Source organism: Rhizobium sp. C104, from assembly GCF_022354505.1.
Lineage (GTDB): Bacteria > Pseudomonadota > Alphaproteobacteria > Rhizobiales > Rhizobiaceae > Rhizobium > Rhizobium redzepovicii.
The window spans coordinates 3,855,359-3,878,718 of record NZ_CP092348.1 but is presented as its reverse complement, the minus strand read 5'-3'; the positions used below and the strand labels follow the sequence as shown (position 1 = coordinate 3,878,718).

The window sequence follows — 23,360 nt, the reverse complement described above, 5'->3', positions numbered from 1 at the left end:
CTGAGGTTCTTCATGCGAATCGCCGTCGGTGGCATTCATATCGAGTGCAGCACATACAATCCCGTCCTGAACGAAGAGAAGGATTTTCGCGTTTTGCGCGGGGCAGGACTGCTGGAATCCTCTTACTTCGGCTTCCTTAAGGATTACGACGCTGAATTCCTGCCGACGATCCATGCCCGCGCCATTGCCGGCGGTCCGGTATCGCGCGCCGCCTACGAGGCCTTCAAGAGCGAATTCCTCGAGCGACTCAAACCGCTGCTGCCGCTCGACGGTCTCTATCTCGCCATGCATGGCGCCATGTATGTCGAGGGCATGGAGGATGCCGAAGGCGACTGGATCGGTGCTGCCCGCGCGCTGGTCGGCGAAGATTGCACGGTTTCGGCAAGCTACGACCTGCACGGCAACGTCACCCAGCGCATCATCGATGCGCTCGACATCTATTCCACCTACCGCACCGCGCCGCATGTCGATGTCGAGGAGACGATGCGCCGTTCGGTCGCCATGCTGGTGAAGAGCCTGAAAACAGGCGTGAGGCCGGTCGTTCTCTGGGCGCCGATCCCGGTCGTGCTGCCCGGCGAGCGCACCAGCACAGTCGATGAGCCGGCTAAAAGCCTCTACGACATGCTGCCCGGGATCGACGCGATCGACGGCGTCTGGGACGCATCCTTAATGGTCGGCTATGTCTGGGCCGACGAACCGCGCGCCACGGCCGCCGCCATCATGACCGGCACCGATCGGGCCGTGCTGGAGCGTGAAGCCAGACGCCTCGCGAAGGCTTATTGGCAGGCACGAGGAGATTTCGTCTTCGGCTGCGAGACCGGCTCGGTCGAGGAATGTGTTGCGAAAGCCATCGCAAGCCCGACCGCTCCTGTCGTGCTCGCCGAATCCGGCGACAACCCCACAGGCGGTGGCGTCGGTGACCGGGCCGACGTGCTGGCCGAGCTGATCGCCAAGGGTGCGACGGGCGTTGTTTTCGCCGGCATTGCCGACAGGGCGGCGACCGAGGACTGTTATGCCGGCGGCATCGGCGCGGCGCTCGATCTCAGCGTCGGCGCCTCGCTCGACACCAAGGGCAGCCAACCGGTCACGGCCCGCTTCACCGTGAAATTCCTGCACGAAACGTCGGACCCGGCCGACCGCCAGGCAGTGGTTTCGATCGATGGCATCGATCTTGTGCTCTCCGCAAAACGCCGGCCCTATCACAATATCGTCGATTTCACCCGGCTCGGACTTGATCCGCACGGCGCCAGGATCATCGTCGTCAAATCGGGATATCTCTCGCCCGAGCTGGCGCCGATCGCCAATCCGAACCTGATGGCGCTGTCGACAGGTGTCGTCGACCAGTTCGTCGAGCGCCTGCCACGGCTGCGCAAACAGCATCCGACCTACCCCTTCGATAAGGATTTTGTCTTCGAGCCGCAGGTCTTTCTCTCCGCGCGCTCGGCGCGCGCCTGAGCTTCGAACCATCCGACTTCCCAGGAAAGACATTCGGCCAGAAAAGACATCCGGCCAGAAGGGCGTCCCGAATGACCGAATTCACGACCCGTCCCGAAATCCTCGGCACCTTCGGTGTCGTTACCTCGACCCACTGGATCGGCTCGGCGGTCGGCATGAGCATTCTCGAAAAGGGCGGCAATGCCTTCGATGCCGCGGTGGCGACCGGATTCGTGCTGCAGATCGTCGAGCCGCATCTCTGCGGCCCGGGCGGCGACCTGCCCGCGGTGATTTATTCCAAGAAGAAGGACAAGGTCGAGGTCATCTCGGCCCAGGGGCCGGCACCCGCCGGCGCGACGATCGAGCATTATACCAGCGAAGGCCTGACGCTGATCCCCGGCGACGGCCTGCTTGCGACAGTCATCCCCGGCGCCTTCGACGGCTGGATGCTGATGCTGCGTGACTACGGCACGATGAGCGTGCGCGACGTTCTGGAACCGGCGATCTATTACGCCGAGGACGGCCATCCCCTGCTGTCGCGCGTCTCCGCGACCATCAAGGGGCTTGCGGCCTTCTTCGAAAAGGAATGGCCGACCTCCTACGCGACCTGGCTGCCCGGCGGCAGCGTCCCCGCAGCACAGGCGAATTTCAGGAATCCGGTGCTTGCCGAAACCTGGAAGCGCGTCATTGCCGAAGCCGAGGCAAAGAGCGGCCAGGAGGCACAGGTGGAGGCGGCACGCGACGCCTTCTACCGCGGCTTCATCGCCGAAAAGATCGATACCTATCTGAAGACCGCCGAAGTGATGGATGCGAGCGGCAGCCGCCATAAAGGCGTGCTGACCGCCAACGACATGGCGACCTGGTCGGCAACGATCGAGGAGCCGCTGACCTATGACTATCACGGCTGGACGATCGCCAAGACCGGTCCCTGGGGCCAGGGTCCGGTCTTCCTGCAGACCCTGTCGATCCTCAAAGGTTTCGATCTCGCCGCGATGAACCCTGATGGCGCCGATTTCGTCCATACCGTTACCGAAGCGATGAAACTCGCCTTCGCCGATCGCGAGGTCTATTATGGCGATCCCGATTTTTCCGAGGTTCCCGTCACCCATCTGCTGTCGGATGCCTATGCGAGCGAGCGCCGCAAGCTGATCGGCGCGGACGCCTCCCTTGATCTTCGCCCCGGCATCGTTCCAGGTTTCGAAACGCAGCATGATCTGACGATGACGATGCTCGGCGCTGCGTCCAAGACGGGCGCCGTCTACGAACCGACCATGGCGCATCTGGAAAAACGCGGCGACACCGTGCATATCGACGTGATCGACCGCGACGGCAACATGGTCTCCGTCACGCCATCCGGCGGTTGGCTGCAGTCTTCACCAACCGTTCCCGGCCTCGGCTTCTGCCTCAATTCCCGGGCCCAGATGTTCTGGCTGAAGCCGGAACTGCCGACCTCGCTGGCGCCGGGAAAGCGTCCGCGCACGACACTGACGCCCTCGCTGGGCCTTTACGAGGGCCGCCCGACACTGGCCTTCGGCACGCCGGGCGGCGACCAGCAGGAACAATGGCAGCTCTCCTTCTTCCTGCGCCATGTCAATCACAAGCTGAACCTGCAGGCGGCGATCGACCGGCCGCTGTTTCACACAGCCCATTTTCCGAGTTCCTTCTATCCGCGCACCCGCGAGCCGGGCAGCCTGATGGCGGAGGCGAATTTCGGCCCCGATGTGCTTGATGCGCTCGCCCGCAAGGGCCACAGGCTGACGGTTACCGATCCCTGGACCATCGGCCGGCTGACCGCAGCGCGGCGCGATGCCGACGGGCTGCTGCGCGCTGCGGCCACCCCGCGTCTCATGCAGGCCTATGCGGTCGGACGATAGCGCCGGAGCGCGCGTCGTCGGCCGCTTCCCCGGAGGGTGGAGGCAACAAGTATTACGGGAAAATAACCCGGGCCGGTGGCGCACGGCCCACCCTTTTTGCTGCACTGCTTATATGACTTCTGCTAGATATTATTTCACCAATAATTATTAACGACCACTTCCGCCCATTTGTGTTCTCTTATCCCTGCGAATCAAAAAGGTTTGATTTGCCCGGGGACGGTCGCCATGTTCAAGCATGGGGCGATGCAACAGTTGGGTAGGAGCCTATGCTGCAACGGATTGAAGACATTGATGCAGCGCTCGTCGACAGGCTGCAGCATTCGGCGTTCAAGTACTTCCTGAAATATACCAATCCCGAAAACGGCCTGGTGGCCGATACTTCGATCGGCGGCGTGCCGGCGAGCATCGCAGCCGTCGGCTTTGCCCTTTCCTCCTATCCTGTCGGTGTCGAACGTTGCTGGATCACCCGCAGGGAAGCAGCCGAACGGACGGTCAATACGCTGCGTTTCTTTGCCGAGGCGCGTCAGGGCGAGGAACGTCACGCAACGGGCCACCGCGGCTTCTTCTACCATTTCCTGCACATGGATACCGGCAATCGCGCCTGGAACAGTGAACTCTCGACCATCGACACGGCACTGCTTATCGCCGGCATCCTAACGGCAGCGCAGTATTTCGATCGCGAAGACGACGAGACGGAAACGGAAATCCGCGCGCTCGCGACCTTCATCTACGAGCGCGTCGACTGGCGCTGGGCCCTGAACAAGGGCGATACGATTGCCATGGGCTGGAAGCCCTCTTCCGGCTTCCTGCGCTGGCGCTATCACGGCTTCGACGAGGCGATCATCCTCTATGCGCTGGCGCTCGCATCGCCCACGCACCCCATCCCGCAGTCATGCTACGACGCTTTTACGTCGAGCTATTCCTGGATGATGCATGGCGAGCAGCCCTATCTCTATGCCGGTCCACTGTTCATCCACCTCTTCTCCCATGCCTGGATCGATTTCCGCGGCATTCAGGACAGACCGATGGCAGAGCGGAACTGGGACTATTTCCGCAACACCCAGGTGATGATCAACGTCCAGCGGGATTATGCCGAGCGCAATCCCGGCCAGTTCGTCGGCTATAACCGGAATATCTGGGGTTTCTCCGCCTGCGACGGTCCGCCGCCGACACGGCGCATGCGCGGCGGCCGCCAGCCGAAGGTTCTGGGTTACGCCGCCCGTGGCGCGCCACTCGGCCCGGACGACGGCACGATCGCGCCCTGGGCCGCGCTTGCCTGCCTGCCCTACGACCGGCAGGCGGCTCTCGACGGCACCAAGGCGCTGCTGACCAGCTATCCGAACCTGCTTCTGGAAGGCGGCTTTCCTGGTGGCTTCAACCCGACCGTCAAGACCAAGCGGCCGGAAGGCTGGGTCGATGACCGCACCGTCGGCATCGACCAGGGTCTCGTCGTCATGACCATCGAGAACGAGCGCTCCGACTTCATCTGGAAACTGATGCGGCAATCGCCGGCCATCCGCCTCGGGCTCGAGCGCGCCGGCTTCACCGGCGGCTGGCTCGAAGGCATCGAACCGGAAGAAGTGGTGCGCAAGTTCGGCTGAATTTAGTTTTCGAAGATATGCGCCTTGCCCGCGATATCCAAGCGAACGAGATCGCCTCGTGAGGGAAGCGCGACGCTTGAGGTCTTGATCAGGATCGGCGGCAGGGCGACACCGTCGAGCGAAACCGCAACGGTGCAGACCGCGCCGCCGAACTCCACCTCAACGACACGCCCGCCATAGCGGCGATCGCCTTCATCGGCAACGACGCGGATCTGCTCGGGCCGCAGCATGATCTCCGCCTTGCCCTGACGATTGCCTTCGACGGCGACGCGGCCGAGCGCACAATCGGCGAGGCCATTGCGGATGATGGCCGGAAGCAGCACGGCATCGCCGAGAAACAGCGCCGTCTCGCGATCCCGCGGATGCAGATACAATGATTGCGGCGACCCGGCCTGGATCAGCCGCCCCTCTCTCAGAACCGCAACCTGATCGGCAAAAGTCAGCGCCTCTTCCTGATCATGCGTGACGAGCACGGCGGTGATGCCGGCCGCCTGCAGCACGCGCGCCACTGCCTTGCGCATGTTCTCACGCAGGCCGGTATCGAGTGCCGAGAACGGTTCGTCGAGCAGCATCAGCCGCGGCTTGCGGCCGAGGGCACGCGCAAGCGCCACGCGCTGCTGCTGTCCGCCGGAAAGCTGGTGCGGACGCCGCACCAGCATGCCACGGTCGAGCTCGACCATATCGAGCAGCTCGACGATGCGCTTCTCGCGATCCGCTGCCCCCCGCTCGAAGCCGAAGCCGATATTTTCGGCGACGCTCAAGTGCGGAAACAGCGCGCCGTCTTGCGAAACGATGCCGATGCCACGCTTATGGGCCGGCACCGTCGCAGGCCCATCGGCAAGGACTTCGCCGTCGAGCGTTACCCTGCCGACATCGGGTTGCTCGAAGCCGGCAATAATGCGCAGCAGCGTCGTCTTGCCCGAACCGGACGGGCCGACGACGGCCGTGCGGCTGCCCGCCTGGACATCGAGCGAAATATCCTTCAGCGCCTGCACAGGCCCGTAGCGCTTGCTGATGTTTTCGATCGTAAGCAGCGTCATTGGCCGGCGGTCCGTTTCGATTGCGTATAGAGCATGAGGGTGAGCGGCAGCGACAGCACGACCATCATGAAGGCATATGGTGCGGCCGAGACATAGTCGATCTCGCTGGTCAGCGACCAGAATTTGGTCGCCAGCGTATCGACGCCGTTGGGCGACAGCATCAGTGTCGCCGTCAGTTCGTTGGTGATGCCGAGCGCGGCTAGCGCCACGCTGGCGGCCGCGCCTGGTGCGGCAAGCCGCATGGTGATCTGCCGCACCGCTTGGCCCGGCGTGCGGCCCAGCCCCATCGCGGCGCGCTCCAGCTCCACCGGCGCCTGGGCGATGCTGGCGCGCAGCCCGACCATGGCGCGCGGCAGGAAAAGCATCACATAAGCGACGAGCAGCGTTGCGAAGGTCTGATAGAGTGGCAGCACGAGACGCACGGTGATCGTCACCAGCGCCAGCGCCACCACGACACCCGGCAGCGAGCCGACGTAATAGTGGCAGGCTTCGAGCAGGCGCTGGAAGCGGCCGGGCGCACGCACGGAAAGCCAGGCCATCGGGGCTGCTGCAATCGTCGCCAGCACGCCGCCGACAATGGCAAGCACGATCGTCTGCAGAAAGGCGCTGCCGACCTCGATGCGCCAGATCTCGGTACCGCCGAGATAGAGCCAGCGGCCAAGCGTCACCAGCGGCACGCCGAGCGTCAGCACCGCCAGGGCGATGGGCAGCAAGATGGCTGGCAGCATGAACCAGCCGAGCCGCCGGCGGTCCGTGGGACGCGGCGAGCCGGTGCCGACGCGGGCATAACGTTCGTTACCGCGCACCAGCACCTCGAAGCCGAGCAGAAAAAGACAGCAGGCGACGAGCACGCCGCCAAGCATGTTGGAGGCAGGGCTGTTGTAGGAAGACTGGAACTGGTCGACGATCGCCGTCGCGAACGTGTCGAAGCGGATCATCACGAACAGGCCGTATTCCGACAGCAGATGCAGCCCGATCAGCAGCGAGCCGCCGCAAATGGCGAGCCGGAGCTGCGGCAGAACCGCCCGGAAGAAGACCCGCCAGGGATTAAGGCCAAGCGAGGCCGCGGCATCCTCGATCGCCGGATCGAGGCGGCGCAGGGCTGCGGCGACCGGCAGGTAGAGGAAGGGATAATAGGCGATCACCGAGATGAAGACGCCGCTCTGCAGGCCGCGCATGCCGGGGAGGAGACTGACCCAGGCATAGCTGTGCACAAAGGCGGGCACGGCGAGCGGGGCGATGGCAAGCCAGGCCCAGAGCCTGGCGAAAGGAATGTCGGTCCGCTCGGTCAGCCAGGCAAGCGTCACGGCAAGCGCGATCGACAGCGGAATGGTGATCGATTCCAGCAGGACCGTGTTGACGAGCAGTTCGCCGACGCGCGGCCGGAAAACCAGGGCCTTCACCGTTTCCCAGCCTACGTCGTAGGTGACCCAGCCGATGAAGCCGAGCGGCACCAGACTGAAGATCGCGACGATGGTGGCAAGCAGGAGCACGGAGGCGTGCGGCGCGCGCGCGCGCGGCAAACCCATACGCGTGGCCTTCGACGCGACCGGCGCCTTGTTGCCGGATGCGAGCAATCTGTTGTCCTGCAGCAAGGCCGATGCCTTCATACGCCGAAAAAGGAAGGCAACCGCTTTTGAGGAGCGGTTGCCGGATATCGTCATGCCCTAAGGTTTTCTTGAGCCAAAAGCAATAGTTTTGGCCATGGCAAGCCTGCGGCAGAAGCGTCAGATCAGCCCGGCAATCGTCATCAGCTCCACGACCTTCCTGCTGTCCAGCGTCGAAGCTTCGACTTTCGGCGCATTGAGATCGGCGAGCGGCGTCAGCTTGTCGTTGGAAGCGGCATCCTTGCCGATGGCATATTCGTAGGACGTGCCGTCCTTCAGAACCGCCTGGCCGGCCTTGCTGGTGATGAACTTCAAGAAAGCCTGGGCGTCCTTCATATGCTGGGTCGACTTCAGGATGCCGCCGCCCGAAACACTGACGAAAGCGCCCGGATCCTGGTTCTTGAAGTAATGCAGGCCGACATTCTTGCTGTTTTCACCGGTTTTGGCCTGATCGCCGAACCAGTAATAGTGATAGATGATCGCGCCTTCGACTTCGCCTGCATTGACGGCCTTCATGGCGACGCTGTTGCCCTTGTAGGGTGTCGCGTTGTCCTTGAGGCCTTTCAGCCATGCCTTGGTGGCGTCTTCACCCTTGAGCTGCAGCAGCGAGGCGACGATGGCCTGGAAGTCTGCACCGGCAGGCGCTGCACCCCAGCGGCCCTTCCAGGCCGGATCGGCGAGGTCGAGCATCGACTTCGGCAGCTTGTCTTCGGTGAGCTTGGTCTTGTCATAGGCAAAAACGGTGGTGCGGGCGGCAATACCGGTCCACATGCCGTCGGCCGGGCGGTACTGATCCGGCACCTGGTCCAACGTGTCCTTTTCGATGGGGGCGAAGAGGCCTGCGCCGTCGACCAGCGTCATCGCCGGCGAATTCTCGGTGAGGAATACGTCAGCCGGTGAGGCATCGCCTTCCTGGATGATCTGGTTGGCGAATTGCATGTCGCTGCCCTGGCGCATGGTGACCTTGATGCCGGTCTCCTTGGTGAAGGCGTCGATCCATTCGCGGCCCAGGCTTTCGTGCTGGGCATTGTAGACGACGAGACCTTCGTCCTGCGCATTGGCCCTGCCGGCGAGCGCAGTGGCGGAGAGAAACGAAGCGGCAAGCGCAAGCGCTTGGGAAAAACGGTTGAGAGCAAAGTTCATGATGGCCTCCGTGGCAATGCCGCCCGAGTCTCCACAAGGGCGATGAGAGGCGTATATTTTTCCTGACTGCCTATTTCAAGTTTGGCCTGCAAGGAAAAGCCATCACAATATCTTGACTAAATATTTCATATTAAAAGGGAATAAATCTCGATCGGTCGAAAAAGCGGCATTCCGCGCATGTCGCCCGGAAGTGTGCAGCGGTTCCGGGACAACGACATGCGTCAAAAGAAGAGCTAAAGCGCGTCGCAGGAATCGAATTGCGTGCGACGCGGTTTAGGGGTGCAGCCCTCCTTTTCGAGCCTTTCTGCAAGCCGGCTTATTCGACGTCGAACTTGACGCCTTGGGCGAGCGGCAGCGTTCTGCCGTAATTAATCGTGTTCGTAGAGCGGCGCATATAGGCCTTCCAGGCATCCGAGCCGGATTCGCGGCCGCCGCCGGTTTCCTTCTCGCCACCGAAGGCGCCACCGATTTCGGCGCCCGACGGGCCGAGATTGACGTTGGCGATGCCGCAATCCGAGCCGCGGGCGGAGACGAAGGTTTCGGCCTCGCGCATGTCGTTGGTGAAGATCGACGACGACAGCCCCTGCGGCACCGCATTGTGCAGGGCCAGTACCGTATCGAAATCGCTGTATTTCATCACGTAGAGGATCGGCGCGAAGGTCTCGTGCTCGACCGGGCCGGTTTGCGCCGGCATTTCGACGAGCGCCGGGCGAACGTAGAAGGCATCGGTCAAACCGTTGCCGACGCGATCACCGCCGGTCACCTTGCCGCCGGCCGATGTCGCCTGGCTGAGTGCTGCCTGCATCTTCTCGAAAGCCTGGCCGTCGATCAGCGGTCCGACCAGCGTGCCTGTTTCGAGCGGATTGCCGATGGTGACGGAACCATAGGCCTTCTGGAGCCGCGGCACCAGCTGGTCGTAGACGCTCTCATGCACGAAGAGACGGCGCAGCGTCGTGCAGCGCTGGCCGGCCGTGCCCATGGCGGAGAAGGCGACGCCGCGCAGCGTCAGGTCGAGATCGGCGCTCGGGCAGACGATCGCCGCATTGTTGCCGCCGAGTTCGAGAATGCCGCGGGCAAAACGCTGCGACAGGCGCGGACCGACGGCGCGGCCCATAGCCGTTGAACCGGTGGCGGAGACGAGCGGGATTTTCGGATGGTCGACGAGGACCTCGCCGACCTCACGGCCGCCGATGATCAATGTCGATAGATTGGCCGGCGCCGTGCCGCCCTCGGCGATGAAACGCTTCAGCGCCTTTTCGAACAGCGCCTGCACGGCAAGTGCGGTCAATGGCGTCTTTTCCGAGGGCTTCCAGACGGTGGAATTGCCGCAGACCATTGCAAGTGCCGCATTCCATGACCAGACGGCGACGGGGAAGTTGAAGGCGGAGATGATGCCGACCACGCCGAGCGGATGCCAGCTTTCCATCATCCGGTGCTCGGAGCGTTCGGTGGCGATCGTCAGGCCGTAGAGCTGGCGGGACAAGCCGACGGCGAAATCGCAGATATCGATCATCTCCTGCACTTCGCCGAGACCTTCCGAGGTGATCTTGCCGACCTCGATCGAGACGAGACGGCCGAGCGCCGTCTTTGCCGCACGCAGCTCCTCACCGAGCAGGCGGACCAGCTCGCCGCGCTTCGGCGCCGGGACGGAGCGCCATTCGAGGAAGGCCTTGTGCGCCTCTTCGATTGCTGCTTTGGTCTCGGAGACGGTATGCTCCCTCAATTTACCGATTTCCTTGCCCGTCACCGGCGAGGCGACGGAAAGCGTGCCGCCGTGATAGCGGCCGGCGTCAACGCCGAGTTCGGCAAGCAGCTTGGCGGTTTCGGTGGCGAGATCGAGGACGGCGATAGTCATTGTCGTGGTTCCAATCTTATTATTCTCAGAAGCGTTCATCGCTTCTCAGAAGCGAGCATCGGCGAAATGGGCGACCTGAGCGCCGGCTTCGTACCATAGTTCCTTGAGCGCACGGAAGCTCGGCTCGGTGGGTGATGTCAAAGGCAGCGGCAGAGCGTCTTCGGTCAGCCGGCCGAGAATATGCTCGGCCAGTGTCCGGCCGAACACCGTGCCGGGGGCAATGCCGCGGCCATTGTAACCCGAAAAGCCGACGACACCGGGCGCGAATTTATGAAAGCGCGGCAGCGCATTGTCGGTCATGCCGATCTGGCCGTACCATTCGCATTCGAATTCGACATCGCCGATAATCGGGAACAGCCGCTTCAAGGCGCGCTTAGCCCAGCCCTTGTGCACGGCTAGCCCGGTATTGCGCAGCGCCCCGACACTGCCGAAAACGAGACGCCCGGCCTGGTCCATGCGGAAGGAGGAGAGGATGTCCTTGGTGTCCCATGCGCCTTCCCGCCCCGGCAGGATCGACTGGCGCAGATTATGGCCGAGCGGCACGGTGGCGAAGTTGAAATAGGGCAGATAGACCTGCTCGTTGCGCACCTGCTCGAAGGGGCCGGTGCTGTAGGCATCGGTCGCGACGATGATCCAGTCGGCGCTGACCGCGCCGTTTGCCGTCTTCACGGTCCAGCGGCTGCCGTTGCGCTCCGTTGCGATGACGGGACTCGACGTGTGGATGGCAACGCCCGCCTTGACGGCGGCATGGGCAAGGCCGCGCGCATAGGCCAGCGGCTGCAGCGTGCCGGCGCGCATGTCGAGCAGCGAACCGGTATAGGCGTCGCTACCGATGCGTCTGGCTGTCTCCGCCGCATCGAGCAGCGTCACGGGCGCGCCGCGCGCGGACCATTGCGCCGCGCGCGCCTCGATCTCCTTCAGCCCGTCGGCGCCGACGGCGCAGTGCAGCGTGCCGTTGCGTTCGAGTTCGCAGGCGATCCGGTGCCTGTCGATCAGCTCCATGACGAGCTTCGGCGCATTGCCGAGCAGCTCGAGCAGGCGCTCGCCATGCACCGGGCCGAGCACACCGGGCAGATCGTCGGGCATCACCCACATGCCGGCATTGATCAGGCCGACATTGCGCCCCGCGCCGCCGAAACCGATTTCCTTCGCCTCCAAGAGCACCACCCTCGACCCGGCTTCGGCAAGATGCAGGGCGGAGGACAGACCGGTGTAGCCACCACCGACCACGACGACATCGGCAGACACCGCGCCTTCGAGAGGCAAGGTCGCCGGCGGCTCGGCTGCGGTCTTTTCCCAGAGGCCGTGGGAGCGCGGATCATTCAGCATGGTCTAGTCCGATCGGAACGAAATCGCGGTACTCTAACGCATATGATGAAGTGTTGAAGGCCATTTTACGCGACGGTCTTCAACTGCAGCGGCGCGAGCCCCAGCGCTTCCATTGCCGCATCCAGCGAGGCGGCCTGGCGCTCGGCATAAAGCGCCAACTCGTCCTGAACGGTGGCGCCGAGCGCCGCCTCGAAGGCGTCGCGGTTCGAACGTGTCGCATAATTCTGCTGCTGATCGGTGCCGAGATTCGACTGGAAGATGCCGGCCGCGCTGACGGGCAGGAAATCTTCGTAGACGATCGGCGAGAAGGCAAGGTAACCCTTGGCGATCAGCGCTTCCGGATCGCCGGGGAGCGGGGCGCCTACGGCCGCAGCAATGCCCGCAGGCGTCGCGCAGTAACGGAAGAAGGCGAGACCTTGCCTGCGCAGCTCTTCCCAGCTGTCCGGCAGCGCCTTGAAACGCTCGGCAAGTTCCTGATCGTAGGCGCCGGCCTTGGCGCCGCCGGCGCCGACCTGCACTTCGCCGCGGACCGAGGCGAGCAGCCGGTCGTAGAGCGCCCGGCCCTTGGCCGTCAGTGCCACGCCGCGCTGTTCGATCTCGCCGAAACGGGCGGTATGCGTCCCTTGAACCGCTTCCACGTCACCGGCAAAGACGATCGTTTCTTCAAGCGCCTTGAAGCTCGTCTGCCGCAGCAGAATATCGCAATGGCGGCGCGGCGGTCCTTCGATGACGGCCTTCGGGGTGATGCCGCGTTCCGGCATGCGGGCCTGGACGGCATCGATATCGAGCGTGCGCGGCGTCAGGTGGTTGATATGCGGGCCCTTGAAGCTGACAACGTCGGCGATCAACCGGTGCGCATCATGCAGGCGCTTATAGGTTTCGGCGCTAACCGTCGCCTCGCCGTGCCAACGGAAGGTTTCAAGCGCCTCGGCGACGAACTCCGTCGCCTCCGCCTCCGTCAGGCCGCCATTCTGCTCGTGACGCTCGATCAGCGCGACGGCGCGCGGCGTATAGATGCGCCGCTTTGCCAGAATGGCTTCGGCTTCGCTGCGCAGCCCTTCGTCCTCGATCAGCTCCAAGCGCAACAGCGAGGTGAAGACGCGGAACGGATTGATGTTGAGTGCGGCCTCGTCGATCGGCCGGAAGCAGGTAGAGTGAACAGGCACGCCGGCGACCGAGAGATCGTAATAGCCGACCGACTGCATGCCCATGACCGCAAACAGCCGGCGGATGGTGAAAAGCTCTTCCGCCGTGCCGAGCCGGATGGCGCCGTGGCGCTCGACATCAATGCGCTCCAGTTCGCCGGCGCCGGCCAGCCTTTCGCGCAGATCGGGATTGTTTTTGAGGCAGCCGGCATTCACATCCGCCACCAGTTCGATCAGCGTGCCATATTGCGGCACCTCGGCCCGATACATCTGCGACATCGCTTCGGTGAACAGCGAGCGGATACGGTCTGTGGAAACGAAGGCTTGCGGCATCTCGGAAACTCCGGCTCATTCCGTTTTTGCAGGATGAGCCTCTTTACAACGGCCATAAAGGCGGAAATATCGACATTTTGGAAATAGCTCATTCTGAAATGGAATGAACATGTTCGCTTCAAGACGTTTTCTGCCGTCGATTTCGCATCTCGCCGCTTTCGAAGCCGTTGCCCGCACCGGCAGCGTCACGGCCGCCGCCCGTGAACTCGATCTGACGCAGAGCGCCGTCAGCCGCCAGGTGAGCGCGCTGGAGGAGCAGCTTGGTGTCGAACTCTTCCTGCGCGAACGTCAGACCATGCGGCTGACGCCAGCCGGCGACAGTTATGCCCGCGAGATCCGCGAGGCGCTGCGGCGCATATCGAGCGCCTCGCTGAACCTGCGCGCCAATCCGCATGGCGGCACGCTCAACCTCGCCATCCTTCCGACCTTCGGCACGCGCTGGCTGGCGCCGCGCCTCGGGCGCTTCCTCGTTGCCAATCCCGGCGTGACGATCAATCTGGTGACCCGGCTTTCGCCTTTCGATTTCCGCCTCGATTCGATCGACGCCGCCATCCATTTCGGCCATCCGCACTGGCCGGGCGCCGAACTCGCCTTTCTGATGTCGGAGCGCACGGTGCCGGCCTGCAGCCCCGATTTTCTGAAGCGATACACGATCTCCGGGCCGCAGGATCTGCTGTCCGTTCCGCTGCTGCATCTGACGACCCGGCCCGACGCCTGGGAGCAATGGTTCGCCGGCAACGGCGTGTCTTTCGAAAGCGTGCACGGCATGCTCTTCGACCAGTTCGCCACCGCCGCGCAAGCGGCGATCGCCGGTCTCGGCATCGCTCTTTTGCCGAAATTTCTGATGCAGGAAGAGCTGCGGCGCGGCGATCTCGTCGCCGCCATCGACGGCGAAATGGAAAGCCGCGAGCGCTATTATCTCGCCTTTCCGCCCGAGCGTGCCCACTATGCGCCGCTTGCCGCCTTCCGCGACTGGATCGTCGCGGAAGCGGCCGCCGAGCCGGCAGCTTGACGAACGGCTTGCATCGGCATGGCGCTTTCGACCATTATATTAGCCAAACAACCCTTTGCAGGAAATCCCCATGAAGCCGATCTTCGTCCAGCTCCAATGCGCCCCCGGCAAGACCTATGAGGTCGCCGACGCCATCTACCAGACCGAACTGGTCTCGAGACTTATTCCACAAGCGGCGACTACGACCTGCTGCTGAAGGTCTACATTGAGGAAGGCCAGGATATCGGCAAGTTCATCAACGACAACATCGCCAACATTCCCGGCATCGTCCGCTCGCTGACGACCCTGACTTTCAAGGCCTTCTAAAGCAATTCCAGCAAAAGTGTGCAGCGGTTTTGCCAGGCAAAGCGCGAAGCGCTTTTGTCGGGAATTGCGTAAAAACAAAAGACAGAGCATTTCCGTGATGCGAAGAAAAACGGAAATGCTCTGAACTCCGTCAGACGCGGTTAACCTTTTTACGAAGAATCGCCTCTCGGGATGCCGCTTAAACCACGGCTTAACGCCTGAGATATCTGGTCGTTGCTATAAGAGTCCCGTCTCGGCATGAGGCGGCGCGTGCAGCGATAGGTGGAAAATGGTGATCGTCGAGGCAGACAGGATGCGCGAGAGGCCGCAGCCGGAAACGGCGCCGCTGATCGTCCATGTCGTGCGCCAGTTCCTGCCCAACCGGGGCGGCCTGGAAGACGTTGTCGCCAATCTCGCCCGCCAGACCGTTCGCCGCGGTTATCGCGTCCGCGTCGTCACCCTCGATTCGCTGTTCACCGCACCTGATGACAAGCTGCCGCCGCGCGAAGATATCGACGGCATCGAGGTGGTGCGCATTCCCTGGTCCGGCAGCAGCCGTTATCCACTGGCGCCCAAAGTTTTCGGCCATCTCGCCGATGCCGATCTCGTCCACGTCCATGCCATCGATTTCTTCTTCGACGCGCTCGCCTGGGGCCGGCTGCTGCACCGCAAGCCGATGATCGTCACCACCCATGGCGGCTTCTTCCACACCAGGAAATACGCGGCGATCAAGAAGATCTGGTTCCGGACGCTGACCCGCGCTTCGGCACTGGCTTACCGGCGGGTCGTCTGCTGCAGCGCCTCCGACCTCAAGCAGTTTTCCGAAATCGTGCCCGACAGCCTGCTGATCGAAAACGGCGCCGATATCGGTAAATTTGCCGACACTGCTTCGCGCCGGGCGCGGCGCCGCATCGTCACCATCGGCCGGTTCTCGGTCAACAAGCGGCTGGACCATTTGCTCGATGCGATGGCCGAGCTGAAGACGCGCAATGCGGAATGGCATCTCGACATCGTCGGGGCCGAATCCGATCAGAACCGGGCCGACGTCGAAGCCGCGATCGAAGGCCGCGACCTGTCCGGCCGCGTCACCCTGCACGTCTCACCCGACAACGCCGCCATCCGGCGCATCATCGCCGACGCCTCGCTCTTCGCCTCCGCCTCGGAATATGAAGGTTTCGGCCTGGTGGCGCTGGAGGCGATGAGCGCCGGCCTGCTGCCGGTGCTGAACGCCAACGACGCCTTTACGACACTTGCCGGCCGGCATCCCGTCATCACGCTTGCCGATTTCACCAATCCGGAGACCGCCGCGACCGGGATCGAAGCGGCCTATGAAACGCTCGCACGCCAACCTGACGCCGTCCGCGCCGGGCTTCTCGACGCCGCGCGCGGTTACTCCTGGGACATTGTTGCCGGGCGTTATATCGATCTCTATCGGTCGCTGAACGTCGCCACTGCAGACAGCATCTGAACTACCGGCCTGAAATTCCTCACGCCCTCGCCAGGCGGATGATCTCGTCGAGCACGAATTTGCGCGATTGCGGCGGCGTCAGATTGTGGTCGGCATCCGGCAGCATCAGCAGCCGCACATTCGGATAGCGGGAAAGCTTGGCGCCGCGCGGTCCGAAATGGAAATAGACGTGGTCGAGCCCGACATCGCCCTCGCTGTAAATCAGCGTCAGCGGCACCTTGCGCTTGCCGAACAGCGCGAAGGAATGCCGAACCTCGCGAGCAATATGGCGCCGGTCGGGAAGCAGTTCCAGCAGCGGCGCGATAAAGGGTGACAGACGCCGGCCACCGGCGATGACGATATTCTGCAGCGCCGACACCACGTCCACCTGGCCGCTGAGCAGCCGCTTCAGCGTATCCACCCGCGCCAGGCGCTGACCGTAGTCATCCAGGCTGCGCGGGACGGAAACGACATGCTCCCGACGCACCGGCACCTCGGGATCCCAGTAATAGACGAAGGGATTGATCGAGACCACCGCCTTCAACCGCTCGTCGGCGACGCCGGCGCGGAAGGCGACGTAGCCGCCGCTGCACCGGCCGGCCACCATGACCGGACCTGCAACGACGCTTTCGAGCAGATCGAGCGCGGCAACCGCATCCTCGGTCTGCGTGCTGGAATAAAGCACCTGTTCCGGCGCATCCGGCCGCGGCGGGCTGTCTCCGACATTGGCGGAATCGAAGCGCAGCGAAACGACGCCCTGACGTGCGAGCTCACGCGCCATATCCACCGTCGTCCGTCCCCAGCCGGCATGCCGGTCATAGGCCGTCGACAGGAAGAGAACCGCATTGCCCTTGATCTCGCCGAGCGGCCGGCTGACGACGCCGACCAGATGGTCCTGGCTGCCGAAACGCACCGGTGTTTCGACAAAACCCTCGCCGGCAAGCGGCGCATTTTCGATCGTCGCCGGCGAATGCGCGCCGGACGTCTCCGTCGTCATCCTCTCCAGCCACGTCTTCAGCAACTCGACGACCTCAGCCGGCGTCTTGGCAAACAGCGGATTGGTGGCGAGCTCGTCATAGCCTTCGAAAACCGTCTGTTCGACGTCGGCGCCGAGCGCCTTCAGCGCATCGGCAAAGCCGGTATCGTCGACCTTGGCGGGACGCTCGAGGATCAGATAACGCGACGCAGCAAGCCCCTGCGGCGGGGCGATGTTGAGCTTGCCGAGTTCGGCGGCGATCTCTTCGGGCATGACGAGCCCGGCGATCTGCACCTTCGCGGTCTGGACATGTTCCTTGCCGAGGCCGAGATCGGCATCGATGATCTTGGACCACATGTTGAGTTCGCGCAGATAGGCCCGGCCGCTCAGCACCGGCGCCAGCATGACGAGGCTGTCGACGCCGTCGATCGAGGCGCCGATGCGATGAGCAAGCGTTGCGCCGAGCCCCTGTCCGATGAGGATGATACGGTCGCAGCCGCTCAGCGATTTGAGCTTGGCGGCCGCCGCGCGGATCGAATTTTCCCAGGTTTCCAGCCTTGCCGGCAGCGCGCCGAAATCGAGCGCGTCGCCAGTGCCGCGATAGTCGAAACGCAGGCTCGCCACGCCGATATCCGAGAAATGCTCGGCGGCCACACGGAAGAATTTGCGGCTGCACATCTCCTCGAAACCCCAGGGGCTGACGAAGAGCACGGCGGCTGAACGCTTCTTCGCCAGAGGGTTTTCAGGCATGAACAGCCCGATCGTGCCGTCGAAGACGACAGGCAGGGCGGCGTTGCGCCCGGCACCCTCGGCCGGTTCGAGCGAAAATTCCCCGGGCGCGACCTTGGCGCGGTCAGGGTCGCCCGGAAGCCGCGGCGCAATGAAATTGATCGCGTAGCCTACAGGGCGCTGCAGCACCCGCGGCATCTTGGCGAGAATGGAGCGCATGACCTCGACATCTTCGGCCGGCATGACGCGCAGCAGGCGGAGTGCCACGAGATAGCAGAATGTGCCGGCAAGGATCGCGGCGACGAGACCGACCGGCCCCTGGATGAATTCCAGCACCGAGAGCGCCCCGCAAGCACAAAGCACGGCGGCAAGGGTCACCTTCGTCAGGCTTGTGTAGAGGCCTGAAAGCTGGGATCCGAATCCTGTCTGTCTGATCATCATCACCGACATCGCAACGAAGACGAGGATGCGCACGAGTGCGGCACCCTCGGCTGCAAGCCTAGGTATGATCAGTAAACAACCGACTACCATCAGAAGGCCACCTATCACACTGATGTTCAGGCGGGAGCGAACCCTGTCCATCGACAAGAGGTAGAGACTGAGGATCTGCATGAAGGTATAGGCGGGCGCGACCAGCGCAAGCAGCGCTACCACCGTTCCGCTGCGGCGGAACGCTTCGCCGAACACCACGAGCACCAATTCACTGGAGATCGCCGCCAGCCCGAGGCTCATCGGCAATACGATATAGGCCATGCTGCGGGTGACGGCGGCGAAGACCTCGACCGGCAAGGTCGAATCGTCGCTGTTGTGCCGCCGCTCGGAATAATCAGGGCAGCAGGCTGCCGGTCATCTGGATCGGCAGCTGCAGCGCGATATTGGCGATCGACAGGCCGACGGCGTAGTAGCCGACCATCTCCACCGACCAGAACTGCTGCAGGAAGAGCAGCTCGAGCCGATTAAGGAAGATCGAATCGATAATAAACTGGATCGACAGGATGACCGAGGAGGAGGCGAGCGCTTTGAGAGAGACCCCGCACCAGTCGCGCCGCGCAAGAAGGATCGGCAGTGTGGCGAAAAACAGCACGAGCTGGCCGAGCGCATAACCGACGAGCACGCCTTCCACCCCATAGAGCACAGCGCCGACGGCAACGCCGGCAAGCTGCACGATCGAGACGGCAACCGTCAGGCGGAAGAAGGCGCCCAGTTTCTTTTCGCCGATCAGGTAGAATTTGACGAAGGATCCGATTGCCTGGACGAAGAACAGCACGCCGGTGACAAGCGCGACGGACGGCGCGGTATCGGCCCAGTGCATCTCCTCCGACGTCAGGAAGAACAGCGCGTAGAGCGCCAGCAGCACGACGGTCGAAAACATCATGAAGCTGACGAGGATGGCGGCAAAACCCCGCCGACGGCGCATATCGTAACCTTCCGCCGAAAGCTGCGGCAGGGTCTTCAACAGCGTGATGCTGGAACCGAGTTCGGCGATCGAGGCGCCCGTGACCACCAGCCACAGCGAGAAGGCGACGATGCCGTTGGCCTCCGGCCCGAGCAGCCGCGCGGTTATGATCGACGAAACGAAACCCGTCAGCAGCAGCAGCATGCCTGCCGCCGCATTCATCACCGAATTTGCGATAATACCCTTCGACATCTGTCCATCCGCCGGCATCGGCCTAAAGCGCGCTGCGATCTTTCAGATTCGCTCCTCGCGCTTTAGCTCTCGTTTTTAAGCATGCCGTTATCGCAAAACCGCCGCACACTTTTGCGCGCCATGCTCTAAAGCCGCATACCCGTCATCTCTAATGCGAAAATGTTAAAATAAAGCGGAGTGACGACCTCACCTTAGCTGGATTGCATCGCCGCCAGCGTCTGGAGCGCCCTCTCATAGCTGTTGTCTGCGAGATGGTGCCGTAGGAACTCCCGCGCGTTCTCGGCCTTTCCTCGCGCGAGCTCGGGCGCGCGGAAGATGTCGCTCAAATGGGCGGCGGCGGCTTCGGGAGAGGGATCCGCCCAGACCGCACCCTCAAGCCCGGCAAATTCGGGATGGGTATCGACGACGGGGATCAGAGGAGAGGGGACCAGCCAGCTATTGCGGGGGTCGCAGAAATCCGCTGTGCCGGACCAGGCCGTGGAGACGACGGGCGTGCCCTGCATGATCGCCTCGGCGACCGTCAGCCCGAAACCCTCTGAACGATGCAGCGAAAGATAGGCGTCGGAAGAGCGGATGAGGCCGTTGATATCGGCGTTCGACAGCCTGTCGGTGACGATCCTGATCCGGGCGTCGCCCGCGACCGAAGCGACCAGCGCGCTGAGGGCTTCATCCTTGTTCACATCGCCGCTGGCCTTCATCAACAGGAAGGCGCTTGGGGCTTCGGCGGCAAATATCCTGAAAGCCTCGATGACGGCCTGCGGATTTTTCCGGTTGATCGACGAGCCGGCGCTGAAGATGAAGCTGACGAGAAAGGCGTCCTTCTCGATGCCGAACCTCTCCCGCATGCCTTCGGTCGCCGGCGCCTCGATCACCGGATGGGGAACGACGAGGACCGGTGCCTTGGTGAGCGGCGCAATCGCCCGCCGGGTGAATTCCGACGGCACGAAGACCGCGTTCATGTAGTGCATGGCATTGCGCCATTCCGCCGGCACCACTTCGAGCTCCCAGGCGAAGTAGCCGATATTGAAGGTGCGGGTGAAATTGCCGACACCCTTCTTCAGGATGGCGCGCGGCAGCATCGGCGGATTGAGGTGCCAGATACGGCTTCCTGGCGGCTCGGTGGAAAGACGCGACGACGTCCATCCGGGAAGGACTTCTCGTCGCGATGCGTGCTGACGTCGGAGAGCGAAATTGCCCTTCCGGCTTCGGAGAGCGCACCAGCGCAGAGCCTTGCCGATTCGCCGACGCCGACAGCCATCGAGAGATAGCCGACGATTTCCACCGGCCGGCGCGGATTGAAGGCAAGGCGCGACCGCGGGATCAGCCGCTGCAGGACATGGGCACGCAAAAAGCGGTATGTCGTTCTCAAATCACGGTCTTTCTCAATGGATGGGCATCGTTTTTCACAGAGAGCGTCAGCCCGAGAGCACGACACGATGCGAACTGCCTAGGCTTCTGACCTCGCCTGCGGGCGCGATATCGCTCTCAGTGCCCGACAGCGCGACGAGTTTCACGCGCCGCATCGCGCCGGGCGCGAGATGGAACCAGTCGTCATCGGGCCGATAGCCGTCGACGTCGATATGCACCGATTGCGCCAGCCGGTCGGTCCTGAGATCGACGAACCAGTCGTCGCCATCTCTTCCGAGCGATGCCTCGATGCCTGCTTCATGCAGCGCCTTGTCCCGTCCGCAGGGAAAGTGGAAGCTTTCGGCTAGAACGGCGCCATCCGCAAGCGAACGCAGGCGCGCCACACTGACATCATGCGACGGCGGTCCGAAGCGGAAGGCATAGGTCGTATCGAAAAAGGCACCGAACAGCGCGGTCGCGGCAAGACGTTCCGTGTCCCTTGCCGCCAGTTTGAAGGCCCTGCTGCCGCTGACGACCTGCTGCTTTCCATCGCGCAGGCAGACGACTTCGAGCTCGACGTCGAGGTCTGCGTCCGTCTCGTTGACGACATGCACGTCGAGGCCGTTGGTTCCCTCGTCGGTGAACACCGTCTGCACCGGCCGAAAGGCGCGGCGCATCGCATACCAGACCGGCTTCGGCTCGCCGGTGGAATCGATCACCCCCCAGCCGGGACCGGGCAGCAGGTCCTGCAGCGTCCAGACGAGCGCGCCGTTGCAAGCCGAACCCTTGCGCCGCCATTCGGCAAACGTCTCCTCAATCACCTCGCCAGTGACGGCGCGGGAGAAATCGAGATAAAGTTCCGAATCCTCGCGCCGCAGGCGGGCCGGATCGAAACCATAGAGAAGCTCCAGATAGAAATCGCGAACGTCCTCGAAATCCCAGGATGCGCTGCGGTCGCGCGGCACGCGGGCCTTCCAGAGCGGGCTGTGGACGGCCGGCACGTCGAGATGACGATGCAGCGTCCTTAGCTGCGGCACATGCGCAAACGCAAGGCTTTCTGAGGCAAAACGCACATCGGCGCGGCGCGCATCGGCAATCGGCCGCATATAGGCGCCGACGCCGTAATAATGGGCGATACCGGCATTCGGCGAAAACGGCATCGCCCCGCCATAAGGCGAATTCGGAACGTAGGGCACGTCGGGACGCATGCGCGTAACGATGGCCGGGATGATTTCATCGGTAACCGGTCCGCTCCAGAATTCCACGGGCAGACCGAGCATCGCCGCCTGCTGATGGATTTCGCTGCCGCCGCAGAGCACCGCCAGCGATGGCGACGCCTGGACGCCGTGCAGGAATTCCTCGACCTCCGCATGCACGTGGCCGAGAAAAGCCTTGTCGTTGCGCGGATAATCGAAGTTGGCGAACATGAAATCCTGCCAGACCAGCAGGCCGAGTTCGTCGCAAAGCCCGAAGAAATCCGGTGTCTCGTAGGCCATGGTGCCGCCGATGCGGATCATGTTCATGCCGGCTTGCGCGGCAAGCCGCAGGAACGGCTCATAATCCGCCCGCGTGCCCGGCAGACGCGCGATATCGGCTGTCGTCCACACCGCGCCGCGGCAGAAGATGCGTTCGCCGTTAATAAGGAGCGCGAAGTCGTCGCCATCGGCGCCGCGCTCGACGTCGATCCGCCGGAAGCCGGTCGTGCCGAGCGGATAGTCCACGCCGTCGGAAACGAGCGTCAGCTCATAGAGACGCGGAGCGCCGTGCGTATGCGGCCACCAGGGCTCGATGTCGGCAAGCTTGAGGATAGAAGAGTAATGACTGTCGCCGATCTTCTCGAAAGGCTGCTCCATGCCGCCGCAGCGCAGCAGCATTGCCGGATTCTCGGCATTGCTGTGCAGGGAAACGCTGAGACGGCCGACGCCGTTCTCGTCTAACACGGCGCGGACGGAGACATTGTCGATCGAGACGGGGTTGCGCCGCACCAGCGAGATCGGCCGCCATGGCCCGACCGCATGGATATCGGGGCACCAGCCCGGCATATGGCCGAGCAGCGTCGTGCGGAAATTTTCGAGACCCGCCGGCGTGATCATCTGCGGCCGCCAGCGCGCACGCGGGCCGGGCTCCGACAGGCGGGGGCCGAGCGCCCGGAAACACAGCGCCAGCTCGTCGCCACCCACCAGCGTCACCGGGATTTCATGGGCCGTGAACATGCTCTCGGAAAAAAGGATTTCCTGGCCGTTGAGGAAGACATGGCAAAGCGTGGCAAGTCCCGCGAAACGCAGGATCGCTTCACCCGGCTCGGCATCGAACAGCCGGCAGAGATACCAGGCATCCCGCGTATTCAACGGCTCTGGATTTTCCCGGTCGAACAGTCCGGCCTTTTCGAGTGCTGCGGCAACGGTCCCGGGAACGGGGGCGGGAGTGAACTGCGCGGAGAGCGGAATATCATGCGGCACGGCGCAGGCGCCCGGCTCCGTCAGGATCAGGTTCCAGCCTTCGGAAAGCAGGCTTTCCTCGGCACCGATGCTTGCCAAACGCCCGCGCATGGTCAG

12 protein-coding genes and 3 pseudogenes are annotated in these 23,360 nt (G+C 63.3%); 6 read left to right on the top strand and 9 right to left on the bottom strand.

The features are described 5' to 3' along the window. Window positions 1-12: 12 nt before the first annotated feature. The 3 genes from MF410_RS20205 to MF410_RS20195 all read left to right on the top strand — a co-directional run bounded on the left by MF410_RS20205 (window position 13) and on the right by MF410_RS20195 (window position 4,909). Window positions 13-1,455: a M81 family metallopeptidase gene (locus MF410_RS20205; protein WP_097624980.1), complete on the top strand. Its 1,443-nt coding sequence runs from the start codon at window positions 13-15 to the stop codon at window positions 1,453-1,455. A gap of 71 nt (window positions 1,456-1,526) precedes the next feature. Continuing rightward, window positions 1,527-3,308 (top strand): gamma-glutamyltransferase family protein, encoded by a 1,782-nt coding sequence (locus tag MF410_RS20200; protein WP_097624981.1) that lies wholly within the window; start codon window positions 1,527-1,529, stop codon window positions 3,306-3,308. A gap of 266 nt (window positions 3,309-3,574) precedes the next feature. Beyond that, complete coding sequence (locus tag MF410_RS20195) at window positions 3,575-4,909, top strand: glucoamylase family protein (RefSeq protein WP_097624982.1); 1,335 nt, start codon at window positions 3,575-3,577, stop codon at window positions 4,907-4,909. Between the two features lie 2 nt (window positions 4,910-4,911). Here MF410_RS20195 and MF410_RS20190 read toward each other — a convergent pair whose 3' ends face one another. The 6 genes from MF410_RS20190 to MF410_RS20165 form a co-directional block, all read right to left on the bottom strand. Then, a complete protein-coding gene (locus tag MF410_RS20190) occupies window positions 4,912-5,949 on the bottom strand; it encodes an ABC transporter ATP-binding protein (RefSeq protein ID WP_097624983.1) in 1,038 nt (345 codons plus the stop codon). Next, a complete protein-coding gene (locus tag MF410_RS20185; protein ID WP_097624984.1) occupies window positions 5,946-7,613 on the bottom strand; it encodes an iron ABC transporter permease in 1,668 nt (555 codons plus the stop codon). The genes MF410_RS20190 and MF410_RS20185 overlap by 4 nt, the downstream gene beginning before the upstream one ends. Before the next feature lie 63 nt (window positions 7,614-7,676). After that, window positions 7,677-8,699, bottom strand: coding sequence for an iron ABC transporter substrate-binding protein (locus MF410_RS20180; protein ID WP_097624985.1), 1,023 nt, complete (start codon window positions 8,697-8,699; stop codon window positions 7,677-7,679). 316 nt (window positions 8,700-9,015) lie between these two features. Continuing rightward, window positions 9,016-10,554 (bottom strand): aldehyde dehydrogenase family protein, encoded by a 1,539-nt coding sequence (locus tag MF410_RS20175; protein WP_097624986.1) that lies wholly within the window; start codon window positions 10,552-10,554, stop codon window positions 9,016-9,018. A gap of 45 nt (window positions 10,555-10,599) precedes the next feature. Beyond that, window positions 10,600-11,883, bottom strand: a complete 1,284-nt coding sequence (locus MF410_RS20170) for an FAD-binding oxidoreductase (protein WP_097624987.1) — start codon at window positions 11,881-11,883, stop codon at window positions 10,600-10,602. Window positions 11,884-11,948: 65 nt separating this feature from the next. Further along, a complete protein-coding gene (locus tag MF410_RS20165; protein WP_097624988.1) occupies window positions 11,949-13,361 on the bottom strand; it encodes a VOC family protein in 1,413 nt (470 codons plus the stop codon). A gap of 103 nt (window positions 13,362-13,464) precedes the next feature. Here MF410_RS20165 and MF410_RS20160 point away from each other — a divergent pair, with 103 nt between their 5' ends. The 3 genes and pseudogenes from MF410_RS20160 (at window position 13,465) to MF410_RS20150 (ending at window position 16,126) form a co-directional block, all read left to right on the top strand. Continuing rightward, on the top strand, window positions 13,465-14,373 hold the full coding sequence (locus MF410_RS20160; protein WP_097624989.1) for a LysR family transcriptional regulator: 909 nt from the start codon (window positions 13,465-13,467) through the stop codon (window positions 14,371-14,373). 70 nt (window positions 14,374-14,443) lie between these two features. Further along, window positions 14,444-14,679: pseudogene (locus tag MF410_RS20155) on the top strand (Lrp/AsnC ligand binding domain-containing protein). A 268-nt stretch (window positions 14,680-14,947) separates the two neighbouring features. Further along, window positions 14,948-16,126, top strand: a complete 1,179-nt coding sequence (locus tag MF410_RS20150; RefSeq protein ID WP_097624990.1) for a glycosyltransferase family 4 protein — start codon at window positions 14,948-14,950, stop codon at window positions 16,124-16,126. 19 nt (window positions 16,127-16,145) lie between these two features. Here the strand turns inward: MF410_RS20150 and MF410_RS20145 are convergent. The 3 genes and pseudogenes from MF410_RS20145 to MF410_RS20135 all read right to left on the bottom strand — a co-directional run bounded on the left by MF410_RS20145 (window position 16,146) and on the right by MF410_RS20135 (window position 23,354). Then, window positions 16,146-19,458 (bottom strand): annotated as a pseudogene (locus MF410_RS20145) (alpha/beta fold hydrolase). Window positions 19,459-19,649: 191 nt separating this feature from the next. After that, window positions 19,650-20,827 (bottom strand): annotated as a pseudogene (locus MF410_RS20140) (glycosyltransferase family 4 protein). Window positions 20,828-20,873: 46 nt separating this feature from the next. Further along, window positions 20,874-23,354, bottom strand: a complete 2,481-nt coding sequence (locus MF410_RS20135; protein ID WP_239619999.1) for a glycoside hydrolase family 2 protein — start codon at window positions 23,352-23,354, stop codon at window positions 20,874-20,876. Window positions 23,355-23,360 lie beyond the last annotated feature (6 nt).